The 21,402-nt window shown below is 69.1% G+C and carries 19 protein-coding genes; 9 read left to right on the top strand and 10 right to left on the bottom strand.

Translation table 11 applies throughout. The annotated features are described in order from the left end of the window. Positions 1–67 precede the first annotated feature (67 nt). The 3 genes from lgt to RAN53_RS04590 are packed head-to-tail and all read right to left on the bottom strand — an operon-like array spanning position 68 to position 2,665. Positions 68–865, bottom strand: a complete 798-nt coding sequence (lgt, locus tag RAN53_RS04600) for a prolipoprotein diacylglyceryl transferase (RefSeq protein WP_305795635.1) — start codon at positions 863–865, stop codon at positions 68–70. A 7-nt stretch (positions 866–872) separates the two neighbouring features. Continuing rightward, positions 873–1,667 (bottom strand): sulfite exporter TauE/SafE family protein, encoded by a 795-nt coding sequence (locus RAN53_RS04595; RefSeq protein ID WP_305795634.1) that lies wholly within the window; start codon positions 1,665–1,667, stop codon positions 873–875. Next, positions 1,664–2,665: a response regulator gene (locus RAN53_RS04590; RefSeq protein WP_305795633.1), complete on the bottom strand. Its 1,002-nt coding sequence runs from the start codon at positions 2,663–2,665 to the stop codon at positions 1,664–1,666. The genes RAN53_RS04595 and RAN53_RS04590 overlap by 4 nt, the downstream gene beginning before the upstream one ends. Positions 2,666–2,772: 107 nt before the next feature. On the opposite strand from RAN53_RS04590, the gene RAN53_RS04585 reads away from it, so the two are divergent. Next, positions 2,773–3,534, top strand: a complete 762-nt coding sequence (locus RAN53_RS04585; protein ID WP_305795632.1) for an NRDE family protein — start codon at positions 2,773–2,775, stop codon at positions 3,532–3,534. A gap of 215 nt (positions 3,535–3,749) precedes the next feature. Here RAN53_RS04585 and ptsP read toward each other — a convergent pair whose 3' ends face one another. Further along, positions 3,750–6,008, bottom strand: coding sequence for a phosphoenolpyruvate--protein phosphotransferase (gene ptsP, locus RAN53_RS04580; RefSeq protein WP_305795631.1), 2,259 nt, complete (start codon positions 6,006–6,008; stop codon positions 3,750–3,752). Between the two features lie 156 nt (positions 6,009–6,164). After that, the gene (locus RAN53_RS04575; protein WP_305795630.1) at positions 6,165–6,656 is read right to left on the bottom strand and encodes an RNA pyrophosphohydrolase; all 492 of its coding nucleotides are present in this window, start codon (positions 6,654–6,656) and stop codon (positions 6,165–6,167) included. Positions 6,657–6,810: 154 nt separating this feature from the next. On the opposite strand from RAN53_RS04575, the gene RAN53_RS04570 reads away from it, so the two are divergent. Next, entirely contained in the window at positions 6,811–7,467 is a 657-nt protein-coding gene (locus tag RAN53_RS04570) for an HAD family hydrolase (protein WP_305795629.1), read from the top strand. A 137-nt stretch (positions 7,468–7,604) separates the two neighbouring features. Here the strand turns inward: RAN53_RS04570 and RAN53_RS04565 are convergent, their stop codons facing one another. Further along, on the bottom strand, positions 7,605–8,582 hold the full coding sequence (locus tag RAN53_RS04565; RefSeq protein ID WP_305795628.1) for a malate dehydrogenase: 978 nt from the start codon (positions 8,580–8,582) through the stop codon (positions 7,605–7,607). Positions 8,583–8,795: 213 nt separating this feature from the next. Here RAN53_RS04565 and RAN53_RS04560 point away from each other — a divergent pair, with 213 nt between their 5' ends. Continuing rightward, positions 8,796–9,914 (top strand): efflux RND transporter periplasmic adaptor subunit, encoded by a 1,119-nt coding sequence (locus tag RAN53_RS04560; protein WP_305795627.1) that lies wholly within the window; start codon positions 8,796–8,798, stop codon positions 9,912–9,914. A 1-nt stretch (position 9,915) separates the two neighbouring features. Next, positions 9,916–12,987: an efflux RND transporter permease subunit gene (locus tag RAN53_RS04555; protein WP_305795626.1), complete on the top strand. Its 3,072-nt coding sequence runs from the start codon at positions 9,916–9,918 to the stop codon at positions 12,985–12,987. Between the two features lie 75 nt (positions 12,988–13,062). Here RAN53_RS04555 and rsd read toward each other — a convergent pair whose 3' ends face one another. After that, on the bottom strand, positions 13,063–13,566 hold the full coding sequence (gene rsd, locus RAN53_RS04550; protein WP_305795625.1) for a sigma D regulator: 504 nt from the start codon (positions 13,564–13,566) through the stop codon (positions 13,063–13,065). Between the two features lie 295 nt (positions 13,567–13,861). Here rsd and RAN53_RS04545 point away from each other — a divergent pair, with 295 nt between their 5' ends. The 5 genes from RAN53_RS04545 (at position 13,862) to RAN53_RS04525 (ending at position 18,386) form a co-directional block, all read left to right on the top strand. Beyond that, on the top strand, positions 13,862–15,004 hold the full coding sequence (locus RAN53_RS04545) for an ABC transporter substrate-binding protein (protein WP_305795624.1): 1,143 nt from the start codon (positions 13,862–13,864) through the stop codon (positions 15,002–15,004). Between the two features lie 12 nt (positions 15,005–15,016). Further along, positions 15,017–15,937 (top strand): branched-chain amino acid ABC transporter permease, encoded by a 921-nt coding sequence (locus tag RAN53_RS04540; RefSeq protein ID WP_305795762.1) that lies wholly within the window; start codon positions 15,017–15,019, stop codon positions 15,935–15,937. Between the two features lie 85 nt (positions 15,938–16,022). Further along, on the top strand, positions 16,023–16,964 hold the full coding sequence (locus RAN53_RS04535) for a branched-chain amino acid ABC transporter permease (RefSeq protein WP_305795761.1): 942 nt from the start codon (positions 16,023–16,025) through the stop codon (positions 16,962–16,964). Further along, on the top strand, positions 16,957–17,700 hold the full coding sequence (locus RAN53_RS04530; protein ID WP_305795623.1) for an ABC transporter ATP-binding protein: 744 nt from the start codon (positions 16,957–16,959) through the stop codon (positions 17,698–17,700). The genes RAN53_RS04535 and RAN53_RS04530 overlap by 8 nt, the downstream gene beginning before the upstream one ends. Before the next feature lie 5 nt (positions 17,701–17,705). Then, a complete protein-coding gene (locus tag RAN53_RS04525) occupies positions 17,706–18,386 on the top strand; it encodes an ABC transporter ATP-binding protein (RefSeq protein ID WP_305795622.1) in 681 nt (226 codons plus the stop codon). On the opposite strand, the gene RAN53_RS04520 is transcribed toward RAN53_RS04525, so the two are convergent. Genes RAN53_RS04520 through gshA form a run of 3 tightly spaced genes read right to left on the bottom strand, consistent with a single transcriptional unit; the run spans position 18,371 to position 21,376 of the window. Then, entirely contained in the window at positions 18,371–19,237 is an 867-nt protein-coding gene (locus RAN53_RS04520) for an alpha/beta hydrolase (RefSeq protein ID WP_305795621.1), read from the bottom strand. The genes RAN53_RS04525 and RAN53_RS04520 overlap by 16 nt on opposite strands. Before the next feature lie 19 nt (positions 19,238–19,256). After that, the gene (locus RAN53_RS04515) at positions 19,257–19,769 is read right to left on the bottom strand and encodes a disulfide bond formation protein B (protein WP_414842959.1); all 513 of its coding nucleotides are present in this window, start codon (positions 19,767–19,769) and stop codon (positions 19,257–19,259) included. Beyond that, positions 19,766–21,376 carry a glutamate--cysteine ligase gene (gene gshA / locus RAN53_RS04510; RefSeq protein WP_414842958.1) on the bottom strand — a complete coding sequence of 537 codons (1,611 nt, stop codon included), beginning with the start codon at positions 21,374–21,376 and terminating at the stop codon, positions 19,766–19,768. The genes RAN53_RS04515 and gshA overlap by 4 nt, the downstream gene beginning before the upstream one ends. Positions 21,377–21,402 lie beyond the last annotated feature (26 nt).

Below are 21,402 nucleotides of genomic sequence, written 5' to 3'. Positions count from 1 at the left end.
TCACGGTGTTCTCTGGCTGATGAATGCAGGGACAAAATTCTACCGTATCGCGCGATAAATCGCGCTCCTACGGGGTGCCGATACGGGCATCGACGGGTTGGCGGCGCGACCAGGCGATCAGCCCCAGGCCGGCGGCGATCATCGGCATGGTCAGCAGCATGCCCATGGTGAACCAGTCGAAGGCCAGGTAGCCGATATGGGCATCCGGCAGGCGGTAGAACTCGACCAGGAAACGGAAGGCGCCGTAGAGCGCGAGGAAGAGTCCCGAGGCCAGGCCGCGGCGGCGCGGGGTGGCGGTAACGAACCACAGCACCACGAACAGTACCGCCCCCTCCAGAGCCGCCTCGTAGAGCGAGCTGGGGTGACGCGCCTCGGGCCCGAGACCGGGGAACGGCATGCCCCAGGGCATCTCGGTCACGCGGCCGGGCAGTTCCCGATTGATGAAGTTGCCGATGCGCCCGGCCCCCAGGCCGATGGGCACCATCGGGGCGACGAAGTCGGTGAGGGTCAGGAAGGCCAGGCCCTTCTTCCTGGCAAACCACCAGGCGGCCACCAGCACGCCGAGCAGGCCGCCGTGGAAGCTCATGCCGCCATCCCACACCCGCACGATCCACAGCGGGTCGGCCAGCCACTGGTCCAGGCCGTAGAAGAGCGCATAGCCCAGCCGGCCGCCCAGCACCACGCCCAGGGCGGCGTAGAACAGCAGGTCGCCGATGTCGTCGGGGGAAAGCCCGATGCGCGCGGCGCGGCGACGCCCCAGGAACCAGGCGGCGACGAAGCCCACCACATACATCAGGCCATACCAGTGAACCTGGAAGGGGCCGAGGGAGATCGCTACGGGGTTGATATCAGGATAGGAAAGCATGGAATCCTCAAATCACGAAGGTAAGGCCGACGGAGGCCAGCAGGGCGGCAAAGGCCAGGCGCAGCACCCTGGCCGGCAGGCGATGGGCGAGCCACACGCCGAGTCGCGCGCAGGGAACGCTGGCCAGCACGATGCCCGCGAGGGCCGGCCACATCACGAAGCCCACGGCGCCGGGGGGAAGCAGCGCATTGCCCCAGCCCAGCACCATGAAGGTGGCCGCGCCGAACAGGGCGATGGGAATCCCGCAGGCGGCGGAGGTGCCCACGGCCTGGGTCAAGGGCGCCCCGCAGCGGGTCAGCCAGGGCACGCAGAGGGTGCCGCCTCCGATGCCGAACAGCGCCGAGACGCCGCCGATCACCCCGCCGGCGGCGGCCATCACCGCCCGCCCCGGCGCCACGCTGCCGGGGCGTGGCCCACGCGAAAGCGCCATGCGCACCGCCATCACCAGCACGAAGACACCGAACAGCGTGCCGAGGCTACCCGCGGAGAGGCCGTCGGCGACGAATACCCCGGCCACGGCCCCCAGCAGCAGCCCGGGCAGCAGGGCCAGGAACCACTGGCGATGGATGCTGCCACGGCGGTAGTGGCCCCAGGCCGAGGAGGCACCGGTGACCACGATGGTGGCAAGCGACGTACCCACCGCCAGGTGCATGGTGACCTCCGCGGGCACGCCCTGCAGGCCGAAGGCGAAGACCAGCGCCGGCACGATGATCAGCCCGCCGCCCACGCCGAACAGCCCGGCCATGGTCCCGGCCACGGCCCCCAGTGCCAGGTAGCCGACAATCACCGGCAGCAGGCTCATGGGGTGCCGCGCTCCACCAGGCGCTCGGGGAGCCAGCGGGCGACCCGCTCGACCAGCTCCTGGGGGCGGTAGGGCTTGGCCAGGAAGTCATCCAGCCCGGCCTCGGCGAAGCGCCGGCGGTCGGCATCGCTGGCGTTGGCGGTCAGCGCCACCAGCACGCTGCCGGCGGCGACGTGCCGGGCACGCTCGTGCTCGCGCCAGCGGCGGCTCGCCTCCATGCCGTCCATGCCCTCCATGAAGATATCCATCAGCACCAGGTCGAAGTGTTCCTCCTCCTGCAGGGCCAGGGCCTCGGCCCCCGAGGTCACGGTGGTGACCTCGAGCCCCTCGCGCTCCAGCACCTGCCGCGCCAGCATCAGGTTGACCGGGCCATCGTCGACGATCAGCACCCGGCCCGGGCGAGCGGCCGCACGCGACGATGGCGGCTGGCGCTCACCGGCCAGCCCCTCGAGCAGCTCGGTCAGGTCGGCGAGGCGCTCGCGCAGCTCATCGGCCATGCGGTGACCGGCCGCCGGGGTCGGCGCCTGCTCGCCGGCAAGCTCCTCGATGCGCAGGCGTAGCCGCTGCAGCTCGCGGCTCATCAGGGTCAGGTAGTCCGACTTGAGCCGCGACTCCTCGCGGGCCCTTTCACGCCCGGCCGCCAGACGAGAGAGCCGCTGCTCACGGTGCGCGAGGTCGTCTTCCAGGTCGCGCACCTGCCGACGCAGCCGCTCCTCGGTCACCGAGGGCTCGGCAACCGAGTCCTGCACCATTCGGCGTCGCTCGGGGGCCTCGGCGGGCGGCTCGGCCTGCGGGTCGCGCCGCCAGCAGCTGGGCTGCAGCACCACCAGTATCAGGTTGAGGCTGGCGACCAGCAGCAGCACCATCAGCCAGGCAGCCGACCCGCCGGTGTGGAACAGCAGGATACCGCCACCGGCCAGCAGCAGGAGCAGCTGGACCAGCAGCGCCATCACGATGAGTATTGGAAGGCGCCGGGCGCGCCTCGACTCGTCTCGCATCCGTCATCCTTGGCCGTTAACGAGGTAGCGCTCGAGTGTACGCCGGCTCACGGGCGCTGTCATCGCAGGCGCTTCCCCGCCCGGCAGCGAGCCGCTAAGCTGGCCGCATGTGCCTGATTGCCTTCGACCACCGCCCCGGTAGCGCCTGGCCCCTGCGCCTGGTCGCCAACCGCGACGAGTTCCACGCCCGCCCCGCCGCACCGCTGGCCGCCTGGGACGATGCCCCCGAGATCATCGGCGGGCGCGACCTTGAAGCCGGTGGTACCTGGCTGGCGGTGCATCGCCGCGGGCGCTTCGCGGCGCTGACCAACGTGCGCGACCCCGAGCTGCGTGTGCCCGACGGGGCGCCGAGCCGCGGCGGCCTGGTGTATGACGCGCTCACCCATCCCGACCTTGGCGGCTGGCTGGCCCGGCTCGAGCGTGGCGACGCCCTGCGCCATGCCGGCTTCAACCTGCTGGCCGGCGACGGCGAGCGGCTGTGGCATCTGCACCGCGGACGGGAGGGCTGCGTGCTTCGCGAGGTGCCGCTCGGCACCCACGGCCTCTCCAACGCCTCCCTCGACACCCCCTGGCCGAAGCTGATCGACGCCCGCCAGGGGCTTGGCACCGCCCTGCGCCACGGCCGCTGGCCGGAAGACGCCCTGGCGGTGATGGCCGACCCGCACCCCGCCGATGACCGCGCCCTGCCGGATACCGGCGTGGGCCTCGAGCTGGAGCGAACCCTCTCCTCCCCCTTCATCATCGGCGAACAGTACGGCACCCGGGCCATGACCTGGCTCGGCTGGCACGCCAGCGGGCGCATGGAGATCGGCGAGAGGCGCTTCGGGCCGGGGGGCGTAGAAGAGGGTGAAACAAGGCTCAGCATGTAGGAGCGCAGATTCTGCGCGATACGAATGCCGCCACGCGCTTACAGGATAGCGACAGGACCACCCAGCGGCGCCAACCCTCATCGCCGATAAATCGGGCTCCCACAATGCGGGCTACACCTTGATGGTGGCTCCCATGGCCGAATGGTGGGAGCGATTATTCGGCGATGGCCAAAGCAACGCGCGATAAATCGCGCTCCTACGGCAACGAGGCCGGGTCAATCCCTGGGCGGCAGCAGGTGGGTAAGCTCCCACTCGTCCATGCGCAGGTCGAGGTGGCGGCGCACCTCGCCGGGGGAGTCGAGGCGCAGGGTCTGGGCCACCAGCTGCTGGGCATCCTCCAGCGACACGCGGCGAATGGCGGCGCGCACCCGTGGCAGGCTGGGGGCGTTCATGGAGAGGGCGCCGAAGCCCATGCCCATCAGCAGCAGCGCGCCGGCGGGGTCGCCTGCCAGCTCACCGCACACCGAGACCGGCATCTCGAGGCGCCGCGATTCGCTGGCCAGGGTGGCCATGGCGGAGAGCACCGCCGGATGGCAGGCGTCGTAGAGGTCGGCGACCCGAGGGTTGTTGCGATCCACCGCCAGCAGGTATTGGGTCAGATCGTTGCTGCCCACCGAGAAGAAGTCGGCGCGTGCGGCCAGGGCGTCGAGCTGGTAGAGCGTCGCCGGCACCTCGATCATCACCCCCACCCTGGGACGCGTCACCACCACGCCCTCCTCGCCCAGTTCGACGATGGCGCGCTCGAGCAGCCGCTGGGCGGCATCGACCTCGTCGACATTGGTGATCATGGGCAGCAGCACCTGCAGGTTGTCGAGCCCCTGGGAGGCACGCAGCATGGCGCGCAGCTGCACCATCAGCACCTCGGGGTGGTCGAGGGTCACGCGGATGCCACGCCAGCCGAGGAAGGGGTTGGCCTCCTCGATGGGAAAGTAGGGCAGGTCCTTGTCGCCGCCGATATCCAGGGTGCGCATCACCACCGGCAGCGGCGCGAAGCTCTCGAGCTGGTCGCGGTAGAGGCGGGTCTGCTCCTGCTCGCCGGGGAAGCGCTCGGTGACCATGAAGGGCACCTCGGTACGGTACAGCCCCACCCCGCTGATGCGCGGCTTGAGCGAGGCCACCGCGTCCACCGCCAGGCCGGTGTTGACCATCAGCGGCATGTCGTAACCGTCCGGGGTGCGGCTGGGCAGGTGCTGCTCATGCTCGAGCACCTCGGCCAGCGCCTCCTCCTCGGCCATCATGCTGGCGTAATGGGTCAGCAGCTCCTGGCCGGGGCGGATGAACAGCCGCCCGCGGTGGCCATCGAGAATCAGCTGTGCCCCGGAGAGTCGCGGCAGCGGCAGGTCGACCATGCCCAGCACCGTGGGGATGCCCATGGCCCGGGCCAGGATGGCCACATGGGAGGTGCTGGAGCCGCGCACCGAGACCAGGCCGACCAGCTTCTCGCGGGGCACCTCGCCGAGCAGCGCCACGCTCAGCTCGTCCCCCACCAGGATGGTGCGCTCGGGATAGACGCTGGGAGTCTGGGGGGTCTCTTCCTGGAGGTGGGCCAGCACCCGCCGGCCCAGGTCGCGGACGTCGGCGGAGCGCTCGCGGAGGTAGTCGTCGTCGACCCGCTCAAGATACTGCACATGGCGCTTGACCACATCGGCCAGGGCCCCCGGCGCCCACTGCCCCTCGCGGATGCGCTTCACCACCTCCTGGGAGAGCGCCGCCTCGCTGAGCATCTGCTGGTAGACCTCGAACAGCGCCAGCTCCTGGGCGGAGATGCGGTTGGCCAGGCGGGCGGCGGCGGCGCGAATCTCCTCGCGCACACGGCTGATCGCCTCCTTGAGGCGGGTGATCTCGTAGTCGACATCGGTGGGAATCAGGTCGGGCACGCTGTCGAGGTCGGCGGGCGGAGCGATCACCACCGCCTCGCCGATGGCCATCCCCGGCGAGGCCGCCACGCCCTTGAACTGCACCTGGCCCTCCAGGCTGGGCCGCGTCAGGTTGCCGGTGGCCAGGGCATGGGCCAGCACGCCGCCCAGCTGGGCGGCCATGGTGACCAGGAAGGCCTCGTCCTCCTCGCCGTAGCGGCGCTTCTCGGCCTGCTGCACCACCAGCACACCGAGCATGCGGCGCTGGTGGATGATGGGCACGCCGAGGAAGCTGAAGTAGCGTTCTTCGCCGGTGGACTCGAAGTAGAGGAACTGGGGGTGCGCCCGGGCATCCTCCAGGTTGAGCGGCTCCTCGCGCCTGGCCACCAGGCCCACCAGCCCCTCGCCGATGGGCAGGGTGACCTGTCCCACCGCCTGGGTGCGCAGGCCGATGGTCTCCATCAGCACCAGGCGGTCGATCTCCTCGTCGAACAGGTAGAAGGAGCAGACGTCGGTCTGCATCGCCTTGCGAATGCGGCGCACCATGGTGGAGAGCGCCGCGTCCAGGCTGCGGGCCCCGTTGACTTCCTGGATGATGCGGCGCAAGACCTCGAGCATGTCGAGCGGGTATCCCTGTTGTCGTTGGACGTTCTGTTGTCGTTGCACGGTGTTGTAGTTGGACGCCAGACGATGGTGCCGAGAGATAGCCAGGACCTCGGCCGTGAGACTCCCTCCCCCGGCCGTGGTTCATTACCATCGCTGGCCCCTCAGGCGCTAGCCGTGCCCCAGCGCCAGGCGCTGGGCGCGCGGCGAGAGCTCCTTCAGGGCGCGACGATAGACCTCACGCTTGAAGGGCACCACCTGCGCCAGCGGATGCCAGTAGCTGACCCAACGCCAGCCATCGAACTCCGGCTTCTCGGAAAGATCCATGCAGATCTGGCTCTCCTGGCAGCGGATCCGGAGCAGGAACCACTTCTGTTTCTGGCCGATACACACCGGCCGGGAATGCGTGCGAATCATGCGTCGCGGCAGGCGATAGCGCAGCCACCCCCGGGTGCAGGCAAGGATCTCGACGTCATCGGCGCACAGGCCGATCTCCTCATGGAGCTCTCGAAATAGCGCCTGTTTGGGTGTCTCGTCAGCCTTGATGCCTCCCTGGGGAAACTGCCACGCATTCTGCCCTACCCGACGCGCCCAAAGCAGCTGCCCCTGGTCGTTGGCGATGATGATGCCAACGTTGGGGCGAAAGCCGTCAGCGTCGATCACGGACTTCACCTTGTTGAATCCAGTATTGCCGCCATTCTTCCACAAGGCCGTGAAGCGCATCAATACGCCTTCCGCCGCAGTGATGCAGGGGATCACGCCATCTGCCATAATCGCCGGCTTTCCATCCACCTTGTCAGCTATCTGGGGAGTTTCCGTGAGCCTGGCCATCTTCGACCTGGACAATACCCTGCTGTCGATCGACAGCGACCATGCCTGGGGCGAGTTCCTGCTCGAGCAGGGCGCCGTCGACCCGGTGGCCTACCGCGAGGCCAACGACCGTTTCCTGGCCGACTACGAGGCCGGCACCCTGGATATCCACGCCTTCCTGGAAGTCGCGCTCAGGCCCCTGGCCGAGAACAGCCCCGAGCAGCTCGCCGCCTGGCACCAGCAGTTCATGGCCAGCAAGATCGAGCCGCATATCCTGAACAAGGGCGAGGAGCTGCTGGCCCGCCACCGCTCCCGCGGCGACACCCTGCTGATCATCACCGCCACCAACCGCTTCATCACCGGCCCCATCGCCGAGCGGCTGGGCGTCGATGACCTGATTGCGGTGGAGCCCGAGATCGTCGACGGCCACTACACCGGCAGGGTGAGCGGCACGCCCAGCTACCGCGAGGGCAAGGTGAAGCGCCTGGAGGAGTGGCTGGCCGACAAGGACCAGACCCTGGACGAGGCGTGGTTCTACAGCGACTCCCACAACGACCTGGCGCTGCTGGAGGTCGTCGAGTACCCGGTGGCCGTCGACCCCGACCCCAGCCTGCGCGAGGTGGCCGAGGCCCGCGGCTGGAGGATCATCAGCCTGAGGGACTGATCCGGGCGCAGGTGCCAAGGGACAGTCCCTGACGGTAGGCAGACAACGGCAGAGGGACGGCAATACAAAAACCCCGCTCAGGCATGGCCTGGCGGGGTTTTTCTTACGGCTTAAAGCTTACAGCTTCAAACTGGGGTTCAGCCCAGCAGGTGCTCGACCGCGGCGCGCTCTTCACGCAGCTCCTGCTCGGTGGCGTTCATCCGCTCGCGGCTGAATGCATCGACGTCCAGACCCTGGACGATCTCGTACTTGCCGCCCTGGCAGGTCACCGGGTAGGAGTAGATGATGCCCGGCTCGACGCCGTAGCTGCCGTCGGCGGGAATCGCCATGCTCACGATCTTGCCGTCGGTGCCCAGCGCCCAGTCGCGCATGTGGTCGATGGCGGAAGAGGCCGCGGAGGCCGCGGAGGAGGCGCCACGGGCCTTGATGATGGCGGCACCGCGCTGCTGCACGTCCGGAATGAAGGTGTTCTCGTACCAGTCACGCTCGACCAGCTCGGCGGCGGGCTTGCCATCCACCTTGCAGTGGGCGATGTCGGGGTACTGGGTGGCACTGTGGTTGCCCCAGATGATCATGCTCTCGACATCGTTGACGTGCTTGCCGGTCTTCTGGGCCAGCTGGGTCAGGGCGCGGTTGTGGTCCAGGCGAGTCATGGCGGTGAACTGCTTGGCATCCAGGTCCGGCGCGTTGCAGGAGGCGATCAGGGCGTTGGTGTTGGCCGGGTTGCCCACCACCAGCACCTTGACGTCACGGCTGGCGTTGTCGTTCAGCGCCTTGCCCTGCACGGAGAAGATCGCCGCGTTGGCTTCCAGCAGGTCCTTGCGCTCCATGCCCGGGCCGCGCGGACGGGCACCCACCAGCAGGGCGAAGTCGGCGTCCTTGAAGGCGACGTTGGCATCGTCGGTGGCGACGATCTCCTGCACCAGCGGGAAGGCGCAATCGTTGAGCTCCATGACCACGCCATTCAGGGCGTCCATGGCCGGGGTGATCTCGAGCAGCTGCAGGATGACCGGCTGGTCCTTGCCCAGCATGTCGCCGGAGGCGATGCGGAAGGCCAGGGAATAGCTGATCTGGCCGGCGGCGCCAGTAATGGCAATGCGAACGGGTGCTTTCATGGGGGCTCCTTGGGTTGTCAACGCGCGGGTTGTCACCGTGGGGCGATCCAGCCGGACCGCCGTGCAAACCGCTGGAATGTTATGCCTGCAGTGCACAAAACTCAATGCGACCTAGGAGTGAAGGAAGCGCCCGGGTGCGACAAACGGCTGTATGAGGATACCTCCCGAGAATAGTATGCTGGCGCCCTTCATGCCGCTGATGGATCACACCGCATGCCCCGCCGTCGCCTTCCCCCCTTCCCCGCCCTGCTGGCCATCGGGCTGGTCATCGCCCTGCTCGCCTGGCTGCTGCTCGGCGACATCCAGGGATTTCGCGATGCCCCGCCGGAGGGCCAGCAGGCCCCCGAGGCCGACGCGCCGCGGGTCGAGGTGGCGATTCGCGATGCCGAGCCCCATGCCCCTACCCTGGTACTCCAGGGCGAGCTCGAGGCATACCGCGAACTGGAGCTGCGCGCCCGCCAGTCCGGTCACGTGGCGACACTGCCGGTGGCCGAGGGCAGCCGGGTCGAGGCGGGCGAGCTCATGCTGGCGCTGGCCCGTGAGGAGCTGCCCGCGCGCCTGGCCCAGGCCGAGGACGACCTGGCACTGGCTCGGGCGGAGCTCGCCGGCGCCGAGTCCCTGCTCGGTCGCAAGCTGATCTCACGCCCCGACTACCTGCGCCGGCAGGCCCAGACGAGTCGCGCCGCGGCGGAGCTTGCCGCGCTGCAGCGCCAGCTCGACGATACCCGTCTCGAGGCGCCCTTCTCCGGCACCCTGGACCGACTCGATGTGGAGCTCGGCGAACTGGTGCAGGTAGGCGAGGCCTGGGGACGGCTGCTGGACGACTCGCGGCTCACCGCGGTGGCCTGGGCGCCCCAGCGAGACGCCCTCACCCTCGCGGCCGGCCAGCCCGCCGAGCTGCGGCTGCTGGATGGCTCGCGGCTGAGCGGCGAAGTCAGCATGGTGGCCCGTCGTGCCGAGGAGGCGACACGCAGCTTCCGGGTCGAGGTCAGCGCCGACAACCCCGAGGGGCGCCGCCTGGCCGGTGCCAGCGCCACCCTGGCCATCACCCTGCCCGAGCGCCGGGTGCACCGCCTCTCGCCTGCCCTGCTGGCACTCGACCCCGCTGGCGAGCTGGTGGTCAAGCACCTCGACGCCGATGACCGGGTGGTGCAGACCCCGGTCACGCTGGTGGATGCCGACCTCGAGACCGCTCGGGTGAGCGGCCTGCCCGATCCGGTGCGCCTGATCACCCTGGGGGCCGGCATGGTGGCGGTCGGCGAGCGGGTCACGCCGGTGACCGCCGACAGCGTCGCGTCCACGACACCCGCTGCCGCCGGGGGGACTCGCTGAGATGCGCCAGCTGATCGCGGCCGCTCAAGCGCGCGCCCGCACCACCCTGCTGCTGCTGACCGCCCTGCTGCTGGCGGGCCTGGGCGCCTGGCAGGCGATCCCCAAGGAGGCCAACCCCGACGTCGCCATTCCCATGATCTACGTGGCCATGAGCCTGGAGGGGGTCAGCCCCGAGGACGGCGAGCGACTGCTGGTGCGCCCCATGGAGCAGGAGCTGCGCAGCATCGAGGGGCTGCGCAAGATGACCTCCCAGTCCAGTGAGGGCCACGCCTCCATCACCCTGGAGTTCGATGCCGGCTTCGACGCCGACCAGGCGCTCTCCGACGTGCGCGAGAAGGTCGATATCGCCAGGGCGGAGCTGCCCTCCGAGGCCGAAGAGCCGCGCGTCGTGGAGGTCAACGTCAGCGAATTCCCGGTGCTCTCCATCGGCCTCTCCGGCAGCGTGGAGGAGAGCCAGCGGGTGGCCATCGCGCGGCGCATCAAGGAGGAGGTCGAGGGCATCGCCGAGGTGCTCGAGGTGGACATCGGCGGCGACCGAGAGGAACTGCTGGAGATCGTGGTCGACCCACTGGTGCTTTCGAGCTATGGCATCGACTTCGCCACCCTGTTCAACCTGGTCAGCCGCAACAACCGCCTGGTGGCGGCCGGCAGCCTGGATACCGGCGCCGGCCGGCTGGGCATGAAGGTGCCCGGGGTCATCGAGACGCTGGAGGACGTGATGGCCATGCCGGTGAAGGTGGACGGCGACCGGGTGGTGACCTTCGGCGACGTGGCGATCATCCGCCCCACCTTCAAGGACCCCGAGGGGTATGCGCGAATCGACGGCCAGCCGGCGCTGGTGCTGGAGATCTCCAAGCGTGCCGGGGCCAACATCATCGCCACCGTGGAGCAGGTCCAGGCGCTGTTCGAGCAGGCCGGGGGGCTGCTTCCTGAGGGGCTTACGATCACCACCATCACCGATCAGTCCGAGTTCGTCGAGGACATGCTCTCGGAGCTGCTCAACAACGTGGTCACCGCGGTGGTGCTGGTGCTGATCGTGATCCTGGCCGCCATGGGGGTGCGCAGCGCCCTGATGGTGGGGCTGACCATCCCCGGCGCCTTCCTCAGCGGCATCCTGATGATCTGGGCGGTGGGCTACACCCTCAACATCGTGGTGCTGTTCGCGCTGATCCTGGTGGCCGGCATGCTGGTGGACGGCGCCATCGTGGTCAGCGAGCTGGCCGACCGCCACCTGCGCCAGGGCATGGCGCCGCGCCAGGCGTGGCTGGAGGCGGCGACCCGCATGAGCTGGCCGGTGATCGCCTCCACCGCCACCACCCTGGCGGTCTTCGTGCCGCTGCTGTTCTGGCCGGGCCTGGTGGGGGAGTTCATGAAGTACCTGCCGGCCACGGTGATCCTCTGCCTGCTCGCCTCCCTGGCCATGGCGCTGGTCTTCCTGCCCACCCTGGGCAGCGTATTCGGCGCCCGCGCGGCCTCGCCGAGCTCGGCGCCGGTGGGCGCCTCGGCCGGCGGCCGACTCTATCGCGGGGCGCTGGCGCGTCTGCTCGCCCATCCGGCGCTGACCCTGCTGTTCGCGGTGCTGCTGATGGCGCTGATCTACACCGCCTATGCGCGCTTCAACCACGGCGTGGAGTTCTTCCCCAGCGTCGAGCCCGACAGCGCCCAGGTCATGGTGCGCACCCGCGGCGACTTCTCCATCGAGGAGAAGGACGCCATGGTGCGCCGGGTGGAGGCGAGACTGGCCGGAATGAGCGAGGTCGAGGCACTCTATGCGCGCTCCTTCGCCAATCCCAACGAGCAGCTCGGCGCCGACGTCATCGGCGTGCTGCAGTTCCAGATGATCGACTGGCATCGGCGTCGGCCGCTGGCCGCCATCTTCGACGAGATGCGCCGCCGGACCGCCGACCTGCCCGGCCTCACGCTGGAGTTCCGCAAGCAGCAGATGGGCCCCGGCGAGGGCAAGCCGATCGTGCTGGAGATCGGTGGCCGGACGCCAGTGATCGCCGACCAGGCGGTGGACCGGCTGCGCGAACTGATGGAGGAGCTGGGGGGCTTCCGCGATATCGAGGACAACCGCAGCCTGCCCGGCGTGGAGTGGCGGATCATCGTCGACCGCGAGGCGGCGGCCCGCTTCGGTACCGACGTGAGCAGCGTGGGCAGCGCGGTGCAGCTGCTGACCACCGGCGTCCAGGTGGCCAGCTATCGACCCGAGGGGGTCGACGACGAGGTGGATATCCGGGTGCGCCTGCCCGAGGGCGACCGTACCCTGGACCAGCTGGGCCGACTGAGCCTCAACACCTCCCGGGGGCAGGTACCGCTATCGCACTTCGTGTCGGTGGAGCCGGCGCCCAAGGTGGGCACCCTGCACCGCATCGATGGCCGCCGCGCCATCACCCTGGAGGCCGACGTGACCGGCGAGGCCAGCGCCGACGAGCGGCTGCGCGCCCTGCTCGAGGCCGCCGGCGCCCCCCCCGAGGGCGTACAGCTGAGCGTGGCCGGCGAGCAGGAAGACCAGCAGGAGGCGAGCCGCTTCCTGGCCGGTGCCTTCATGGTGGCCATCGGCCTGATGGCGCTGATCCTGGTGACCCAGTTCAACAGCTTCTACCAGGCGGGACTGGTGCTCTCGGCGATCGTCTTCTCCACCGCGGGGGTACTGCTGGGGCTGCTGGCCAACGCCCAGCCCTTCGGCATCGTGATGGTGGGGATGGGCATCATCGCCCTGGCGGGGATCGTGGTGAACAACAATATCGTGCTGATCGATACCTACAACGAACTGCGCGGGGAGGGACTCCCCCCCTTCGAGGCGGCCCTGGAGGCGGGCAGCCTGCGCCTGCGACCGGTGCTGCTCACCGCGGTGACCACGGTGCTGGGCCTCACGCCCATGGTGCTGGGGATCAACGTCGACCTGCTCGCCCCCAGCCTGGGGATCGGCGCTCCCTCCACCCAGTGGTGGACCCAGCTCTCCAGCGCCATCGCCGGTGGCCTGACCTTCGCCACCGGCCTGACGCTGCTGCTGACGCCGTGCATGCTGGTGCTGGAGCCGCGCAGGAAAAAGCCTGAATCCAAGCAGTAGGAGGGGGACTGCGTCTCGCGACTGGAGGCCGATACAGCGGCGTTGGGCCCTGTAATCGCGCGATCAATCGCGCTCCTACGAGGTACGGCTGGCGGCTTCCGCCCGGGCCGCATCCGGCGCGTGGCGGGCGTGGATGCGCCCGATCAGCTCGTCCTCGAGCGAGAAGCGCTCGGTGAGGCCGTGGGCCAGGCGCTCAAGCCAGGCGGGCAGGCGGCCGAGATGCTGGCGCACGCGGCCGGGGCTGGCGTACTCGGCATCGAAGTCGAGCACCAGTTCGGTGGACATCTCCAGGCGCTCCAGCAGACGGTCGGCCAGGGTCAGCGCCGAGTCGTCCTCGAAGGCGCGGGCCTCCTCGCGCAGCTGGGGGTAGACCTCGAAGTGGCCGGCGCTGATGTAATCCATCAGCAGTTCGCTGAAGCCGTCGATGCGCTCCTTGGTCACCGCTTCCAGCTCGGCATCGCAGGCCTCCTTGAGCTCGACGAAGTTGACCAGCAACTCGCGGCGCTCATCCAGCCAACGATCGATCAGCTTGTGTACGCCGCCCCAGCGCTCCAGGGCGCTCTTGCAGTCTTCCAGCATGGGGGACTCCCTTCGTGTGGTGGAGCAAGCTCAGTGGTGCCGAGGGCATCCAGGGCCCGGCCGGCTCAGCACCAGAGTCGCGCTACCGGGGTGGGCTGTCAATCCTGCGATCGCGAACGAGGCCTGCGGCGGCGAACGTGGATAGCCCGCGTCGTCAAGAGGACCATTGCGGCCTTTTCGATTGCCTGGCGCCGGCATTTCCTTGGTAGTCTATGCCCTCACGAACAACACCAAACCACTGCTCAATAACACCAGACCACTGCCCAACAACGCCAAAACACCCCAGAGGTTCTCCATGAAACAGCTTGCTCGCCTGGGTCTCGGCCTGCTGCTCGCCACCGGCCTTGCCACCGCCCACGCCGAAGAGGTCAAGATCGGCATGATCACCACCCTGTCCGGGGGCGGCTCCCACCTGGGCGTCGACGTGCGCGACGCCTTCCTGCTGGCCATCGAGCAGTCGGGTCGCGACGATGTCGAGGTGCTGGTTCAGGACGACGCCCGCAAGCCCGACCTGGCGCGCAACCTGGCCAACGAGTTCATGCAGCGCGACAACGTGGACATCATGACCGGCATCATCTGGTCAAACCTGGCCATGGCCGTGGTGCCCTCGGTGGTGCGCCAAGGCACCTTCTACCTCTCCCCCAACGCCGGGCCCTCGGACCTCGCCGGTCGCATGTGTCACGAGAACTACTTCAACGTCGCCTACCAGAACGACAACCTGCACGGTGCCATGGGTGCCTGGATGCGCGAGCAGGGCTACCAGAACCCCATCATCATGGCCCCCAACTACCCGGCGGGCACCGACGCCCTGGCCGGCTTCAAGCACCTCTTCGAGGGCGAGGTGGCAGACGAGCTCTACACCCAGATGGGCCAGACCGACTACGCCGCCGAGATCGCCCAGATCCGCGCCAGCGATGCCGACAGCCTGTTCTTCTTCCTGCCCGGCGGCATGGGCATCTCCTTCATGAAGCAGTGGCAGAACGCGGGCGTGGAGATGCCGGTGTTCGGCGCCGCCTTCTCCTTCGACGAGATACTGATCAAGGCGGTGGGCGAGGCCGCCATCGGCGCCCGCAACACCTCGCTGTGGGCCTACGACCTCGACAACGCCACCAACCACGCCTTCGTCGAGAGCTTCCGAGAGGCCTATGGCCGCATGCCGACCCTGTATGCCGCCCAGGGCTTCGACACCGCCAACCTGATCCTGTCCGCCCTGGAGAAGGCCCACCCCGATGACCAGGACGCCTTCCGCGAGGCGCTGCGCGAGGCGGACTTCGATTCGGTGCGCGGCGAGTTCCACTTCGGCCCCAACCAGCACCCCATCCAGGACATCTATATCCGCGAGGTGGTCGCAGGCGAGGACGGCGAACCCACCAACCGCCTGCTGGGCATCGCGGTGGAGGATATCCAGGACGTCTACCACGTCGACTGCAAGATGTGACGGATGCCTGACGTGTCAGCCACCCTGCTTCTCGAACAACTGATCAACGGCCTGCAGCTGGGTACCATGCTGTTCCTGATGGCCAGCGGCTTGACCCTGGTGTTCGGGGTCATGGGGCTGATCAACCTGGCTCACGGCTCCTTCTACATGGTGGGGGCCTACCTCACCGCCGCGGTGACCGCCGCCAGCGGCTCCTTCCTGCTCGGCCTCACGGCCGGCCTGCTGGGTGCCGCCGTGGTGGGTGCCGTGGTCGAACTGGTGGTGATCCGTCGCCTCTACCATCGCTCGCACCTGGACCAGGTGCTGGCCACCTTCGCGCTGATCCTGATCTTCTCCGAGGGCACCCGCTGGCTGTTTGGCGCCTCGCCGCTGTGGCTGAACATCCCGGCGTGGCTATCGGGCTACGTCACCCTGCCGGGCGACGCCCGCTACCCGCTCTACCGGCTGGTGATCATCGGCGTGGGCATCAGCGTGGCCGTGGGCCTCTACCTGCTGATCTCGCGGACCCGGCTGGGCATGCGCGTGCGCGCCGGGGAGAGCGACCGCGAGATGATCGGGGCCCTCGGCATCGATATCTCGCGTCTCTACACCGCGGTGTTCGCGCTGGGGGCGGGGCTGGCCGGCCTGGCCGGGGCCATGGTCGGCGCGCTGCAGTCGGTGCAGGTAGGCATGGGCGAGCCGGTGCTGATCCTGGCCTTCGTGGTGATCGTCATCGGCGGCATCGGCTCCATCAAGGGGGCGCTGTTCGGCGCCCTGCTGGTGGGCGTGGTGGACACCCTGGGCCGGGTCTTCCTGCCGCTCGCCTTCCGCGCCGTGCTGCCCCCCGCGGAGGCCACCGATGTCGGCGCCGCCCTGGCCTCGATGCTGATCTACATCCTCATGGCCGTGATACTCGCCTTCAAGCCCAAGGGACTGTTCGCCGTCAATGACTGACCAGACGCCTTCCGATACCGCGCCCGAAGCCCTGCCTACCCGCCCACCGCGCCGCCTCGGCCGCCGGGGCACGGTGCAGCTCGTCATGCTCGCCCTGCTGCTGGCGCTGCCGGTGGCCGCCGACTTGCTGGGGCACCCCTACTACGTGACGCTGGCCTCGCGGCTGACGCTGATCGCCATGGCCGCGGTAGGCCTCAACCTGGCGCTGGGCTACGGCGGCATGGTCAGCTTCGGCCACGCCGCCTACTTCGGCCTGGGCGGCTATGTGGCCGGCATCGGCGCCTACCATGCCTTCGACGCCACCGCCTTCATGGGCATGCTGCCCGGCAGCGACAACCTGCTGGTGCTGTGGCCGCTGGCGATGCTGGCCTGCGGCCTGCTGGCGCTGCTGATCGGCGCCGTCTCGCTGCGCACCAGCGGGGTCTACTTCATCATGATCACCCTGGCCTTCGCCCAGATGGTCTACTACTTCGCCAACTCCTGGCCCACCTATGGCGGCCAGGACGGCCTGCCGATCTATCTTCGCAACACCCTGCCGGGACTCGACACCCAGGACCCGCTGACCTTCTTCCTGATCTGCTTCGCCGGCCTGGTGCTTTCCATGGCGCTCACCTCGCGGCTGATGGGCTCGCGCTTCGGCGCGGCCCTGAGCATGGCGCGACTCAACGATACCCGCCTGGCCACAGCCGGGATCAACCCCTACCCGGTGCGCCTGGTGAGCTTCGTGATCTCGGCGATGATCACCGGCCTGGCCGGGGCGCTGTATGCCGACCTCAACGGCTTCGTCAGCCCCAGCATGCTCAGCTGGCACATGTCCGGCGAGCTGATGGTGATCGTGATCCTGGGCGGGGTGGGCCGCCTCTACGGGCCCCTGGCCGGCGCCGTGCTGTATATCAGCATGGAGACCCTGCTCGGCGGGCTGACCGAGTACTGGCAGCTGTTCCTGGGCCTTGTGCTGCTCGGCGTGGTGCTGTTCGCCCGCCACGGCGTGATGGGCTGGCTGGCGGGGAGGGAGTCCCATGGCTGAGGCGATGCTCGCCCTGGAGGGGCTCCACAAGCGCTTCGGCGCCCTGGCGGCAACCGACGATGTCTCGCTGACCCTGAGGCCCGGCGAGATCCACGCCCTGATCGGCCCCAATGGTGCCGGCAAGTCGACGCTGATCGCCCAGATCGCCGGCAGCCTGCGTCCCGACGCCGGGCGCATCCTGCTCGGCGGCGAGGAGATCACCGGCCTGAGCGTCGCCGCCCGCGCCCGACGGGGACTGGGCCGCAGCTTCCAGGTCTCGTCGCTGGCCGAGCCGCTGCCGGTGATCCGCAACGTGATGATCGGCGTCCAGGCCATGGCCGGCCACAGCTTCCGCTTCTGGAAACCGGCGGAGCGCGACCCGCGGCTGATCGAGCCCGCCATGGCGGCACTCGCGCGCATGGGGCTCGCCAGCCGCGCCTGGACGCCGGTGGCGGAGCTCTCTCACGGCGAGCGCCGCGCGCTGGAGGTGGCCTGTGCCCTGGCGATGAAGCCTCGCGCCCTGCTCCTCGACGAGCCCATGGCCGGCCTGGGCCCCGAGGGCTCGGCACGCCTCACCGAGCTGCTCGAGTCGCTGAAGCGCGAGGTGCCGATCCTCTTGATCGAGCACGACATGCAGGCGGTCTTCCGGCTGGCCGAGCGCATCTCGGTGCTGGTCGCCGGCCGGATCATCGCCCATGGCGATGGCGACACCATCCGCCGCGACCCGCGGGTCCGCGACGCCTACCTGGGGGAGTGACCGTCATGCTCAAGGTGGAAGCCATCGAGACCCGCTACGGCCCCGCCCAGGCCCTGTTTGGCGTGGACCTGGAGGTCCAGGCGGGCCAGATGGTGGCGCTGATGGGGCGCAACGGCATGGGCAAGACCACCACCATCCGTTCGATCTTCGGGCTAACGCCGCCCCACGCCGGACGCGTCACCTTCGCGGGCCGCGAGCTGCGCCGCCTGCCGCCCCACCGCATCGCCCGCCTGGGGCTGGGCCTGGTGCCGGAAGGGCGACGCTGCTTCCCCAACCTGACGGTGCGCGAGAACCTGCTGGTGGCCGCCCGCGCCGGCGAGTGGACCCTGCAGCGAGTCGAGGCGCTCTTCCCGCGCCTGGGCGAGCGCGAGCGCCAGGCCGCGGCGACCCTCTCCGGCGGCGAGCAGCAGATGCTGGCCATCGGTCGAGCGCTGATGACCAATCCGCGCCTGCTGGTGCTCGACGAGGCCACCGAGGGGCTGGCACCGGTGATCCGCCAGGAGATCTGGCAGGCGATTCGCCGCCTCAAGGGCCAGGGCCAGGCGATCCTGATCGTCGACAAGACGCTCTCGGAACTGCTGCCGCTGGCCGACCGCTGTGTGCTGCTGGAGAAGGGCCGCAGCGCCTGGGCGGGTCCCGCCGAGGCGCTCACCGAGTCGCTGCGCGACCGCTATCTGGGGGTGTGAAACCCCATGACGGTCCTGGCCAGGCGTCCACTATCGAGATAGTGCTCGAGGATCGAGAAGTGGTCGTCGCCGGGCAGCACGGCCTGCTCGACCTCGATCCCCTGCTCGCTCAGGTGGGTGGCGTAGTCCATCATCTGTCGGGCGAACTCGCCGGACTCCTCGCCGCCGGCCACCAGGCTCACTTTCGCCGCTACTCGGCAGGGCAGGAAGGCCGGGCTGAACTCGGCGACGTCGCGACCGCCGAGCCGCAGCTTGGGCTGCAGCCACGACCAGGGAAAGGGGCCGAGATCAAAGAGCCCGCTGACGCAGAGCGCCCCGCGGATCGGGTCGGCCGGCAGGCCATAGTCGCCTTCCCAGTCGGTGGCCAGCAGCATGGCGCCGAGATGCCCGCCGGCGGAGTGGCCGGAGACGCTGATGCTGGCCGGGTCGCGGCCCAACCCGGCGGCGTGGCGATAGGCCCAGGCCAGGGCGGCGCGGGCCTGGCGCACGATCTCGGCGAAGCGCACCGTCGGGCAGAGCGCATAGTTGACCACCCCCACCGAGATCCCGGCGGCCACCAGCTCGTCGACGATGAAGCCGAACTCGCGATGGCCCAGCGAGCGCCAGTAGCCACCGTGGAAGAAGAGGTGCAGCGGCGCGGCCTCGCCCTCCTTGCGACCCTTGGCGTGATAGAGGTCGAGACGCTCGGCGAGCGTCGGTCCGTAGGGAATATCCAGGCTTACGCGGTGGCGGGCGCGGGCGGCGTCGCTGCGTGAGCGCCAGTCGGCCAGCAGCGCCGCCGGGTCGCGGCCGATCATGGGATCGTAGGCGCGGTCGATGGCCTCCTGGGTGGCAAAGTCGCGGTAGAGCATGGCTATCTTCCCCGGCAGATCAGCGCTCGCGGAAGGCCGAGAGCAGCAGGCCCAGCGGCGCCAGGGCCAGCACGATGAAGCCGACCAGGGTCCAGCCCGGCAGCGTGATGCCCAGGAACAGGAAGTCGATCTCGGCGCACTCCCCGGAGCCGGAGAGCACCATGTCGATCACCTGCTGCAGCGGCAGGATGTCCAGCATGTAGTCCAGGCCGGGGCCGCAGCTGGGGACCTCGTCGGCGGGCAGCGACTGCAGCCACAGGTGGCGCCCCGCCACGCCGATGCCGCCGCCCACCGCGACCAGGCCCAGCACGCCGTAGAGTGCCGCGCCGAGGCGGCCGGCGGGGTTATGGAAGGCCGCCACGGCGAACACCAGCGCCGCGGCGATCACCGCCACCCGCTGGAAGATGCACAGCGGGCAGGGCTCGAGGCCGACGAGATGCTCGAGCCCCAGGGCCACCGCCATCATCAGTACACAGAAGGCCAGGCCGGCGAGGCTCCACTGGCTCACCGAGAGACGGGCCAGGGCGCTCACTGGCTGACCCCATCGGTGACACGGGATTCCCGGGCACGGGCGAAGTAGTCGCTCAGGAACTCGGCGAAGGAGACGCGATCGGCGGCCTCGATCTCCGCCTGCTGTCGATGGGAGGTCTCCACCAGCTCGTCGAACATCCCTTCGCGACCGGGGTCCATCGGCTCCTGGCGTAGCCGTTCGGCCTGCTCCCGGGCGATGCCCAGCATGGCATCAGACAACTCCTCACCACGCTCCTGCAGGCGCGCCAGCAGCTGTCCGGAGGGAGTCAGTGCGGGATCTTCCAGCCGCGGCAGCATGGCGGCCACGGCATCGGCATGGGGCGTGCCCTCCTCCAGGCGGTCGAGAAGCTCGGCCACCCGACGCATATCGCCGAGGATCTCGCCGCCCCAGTCGGCGACGCTGCGCGGCGTGCCGGCGTGGCACAGCCGCAGCTCGGGATCGCGGCCGCGCTCCACCACCAGGCGACGGTTGTCATCGAGGGTGTCGCACTCGGCATCGGGGATCCACGGGCTCTCGGCCAGCAGGCACCACATCACGAAGGTATCGATGAAGTGGATCTGGGGCTCGTCCACGCCCAGGGTCAGCAGCGGGTTGAGGTCGAGGCAGCGCACCTCGATGTACTCCACACCGCGGGCCTCCAGGGCCTGGCTGGGGGTCTCGTCGTGGCGAGCCACCCGCTTGGGTCGGATATCGCTGTAGTACTCGTTCTCGATCTGCAGGATATTGGCGTTGAGCTGGCGCCACTCGCCGTCCTCGTTGACGCCCAGTGCCTCGTAGGCCGGCCACGGCGTGGAGATGGCATGACGCAGGGTGTTGACGTAGTTGGAGAGCGAGTTGAAGCAGATCTTGAGCTGCTCCTGCACCTTGTTCTGGTAGCCCAGGTCCGACATGCGCAGGCTGGTGGCGTAACGCGAGATCAGCGTCTCCTCGCCGTGGGCCTCGAGCTTGTCGGGGATCCTGCCATCGGGCAGGAAGCTGCGGTCGATGGCCGGCGAGGCGCCAAACAGGTAGAGCAAGAGCCAGCTGTGGCGGCGGAAGTTGCGGATCAGGCCGAAGTAGCGCGCCGAGCGGTAGTCGTTCAGTGCCATGGCCTGGTCGCCATCGAGATCACGCAGCAGCGTCCACAGGTCGTCGGGGAGCGAGACGTTGTAGTGCACCCCGGCGATGGCCTGCATGATGCGCCCGTAACGCATGTCCAGGCCCTTCCGGTAGACCCGCTTCATGGTGCCCACGTTGGAGCTGCCGTAGTCGGCGATGGGGATGCTGTCGTTGCCGTTGAGGCGCGCCGGCATGCTGCCCGGCCAGATCAGCTCATCGCCCAGGTAGCGATAGCTGAAGCGGTGCAGGTCGCCGAGGAAGTCCAGGGCGTCGGCGGGCCGACAGGTGACCGGCGTGATGTACTCCAGCAGCGCCTCGGAGTAGTCGGTGGTGATATGCGGATGGGTCAGCTTGGAGCCCAGCGCATGCTGATGCAGCGTCTGTGCGACGCGTCCCTCGTGGTCGACGCGCAGCCCCTCCTTCTCGAGGCCGCGACGCAGTCGGCTGAACTCTCCCCGGCGGGCAGGGCCCTCCAGGCGCTCGATGAGGGTAGCGAATGAGTCGGACAAGATAACACCCCTGCTGGTGGTAACGG

It is taken from the genome of Halomonas sp. SSL-5 (genome assembly GCF_030708455.1).
In the GTDB taxonomy this organism is placed as follows: Bacteria; Pseudomonadota; Gammaproteobacteria; order Pseudomonadales; family Halomonadaceae; genus Halomonas.
This window is presented reverse-complemented; position numbering and strand designations above follow the sequence as displayed.

Bases quoted from the DNA above. Each gene is read 5' to 3' on its own strand.
- RAN53_RS04535 (WP_305795761.1), top strand. From the start codon at position 16,023: ATGCTCGCCCTGCTGCTGGCGCTGCCGGTGGCCGCCGACTTGCTGGGG.
- RAN53_RS04525 (WP_305795622.1), top strand. From the start codon at position 17,706: ATGCTCAAGGTGGAAGCCATCGAGACCCGCTACGGCCCCGCCCAGGCC.
- RAN53_RS04545 (WP_305795624.1), top strand. From the start codon at position 13,862: ATGAAACAGCTTGCTCGCCTGGGTCTCGGCCTGCTGCTCGCCACCGGC.
- rsd (WP_305795625.1), bottom strand. From the start codon at position 13,566: ATGCTGGAAGACTGCAAGAGCGCCCTGGAGCGCTGGGGCGGCGTACAC.
- RAN53_RS04590 (WP_305795633.1), bottom strand. From the start codon at position 2,665: ATGCGAGACGAGTCGAGGCGCGCCCGGCGCCTTCCAATACTCATCGTG.
- ptsP (WP_305795631.1), bottom strand. From the start codon at position 6,008: ATGCTCGAGGTCTTGCGCCGCATCATCCAGGAAGTCAACGGGGCCCGC.
- RAN53_RS04530 (WP_305795623.1), top strand. From the start codon at position 16,957: ATGGCTGAGGCGATGCTCGCCCTGGAGGGGCTCCACAAGCGCTTCGGC.
- RAN53_RS04595 (WP_305795634.1), bottom strand. From the start codon at position 1,667: ATGAGCCTGCTGCCGGTGATTGTCGGCTACCTGGCACTGGGGGCCGTG.
- RAN53_RS04555 (WP_305795626.1), top strand. From the start codon at position 9,916: ATGCGCCAGCTGATCGCGGCCGCTCAAGCGCGCGCCCGCACCACCCTG.
- RAN53_RS04520 (WP_305795621.1), bottom strand. From the start codon at position 19,237: ATGCTCTACCGCGACTTTGCCACCCAGGAGGCCATCGACCGCGCCTAC.
- RAN53_RS04560 (WP_305795627.1), top strand. From the start codon at position 8,796: ATGCCCCGCCGTCGCCTTCCCCCCTTCCCCGCCCTGCTGGCCATCGGG.
- RAN53_RS04585 (WP_305795632.1), top strand. From the start codon at position 2,773: ATGTGCCTGATTGCCTTCGACCACCGCCCCGGTAGCGCCTGGCCCCTG.
- RAN53_RS04565 (WP_305795628.1), bottom strand. From the start codon at position 8,582: ATGAAAGCACCCGTTCGCATTGCCATTACTGGCGCCGCCGGCCAGATC.
- lgt (WP_305795635.1), bottom strand. From the start codon at position 865: ATGCTTTCCTATCCTGATATCAACCCCGTAGCGATCTCCCTCGGCCCC.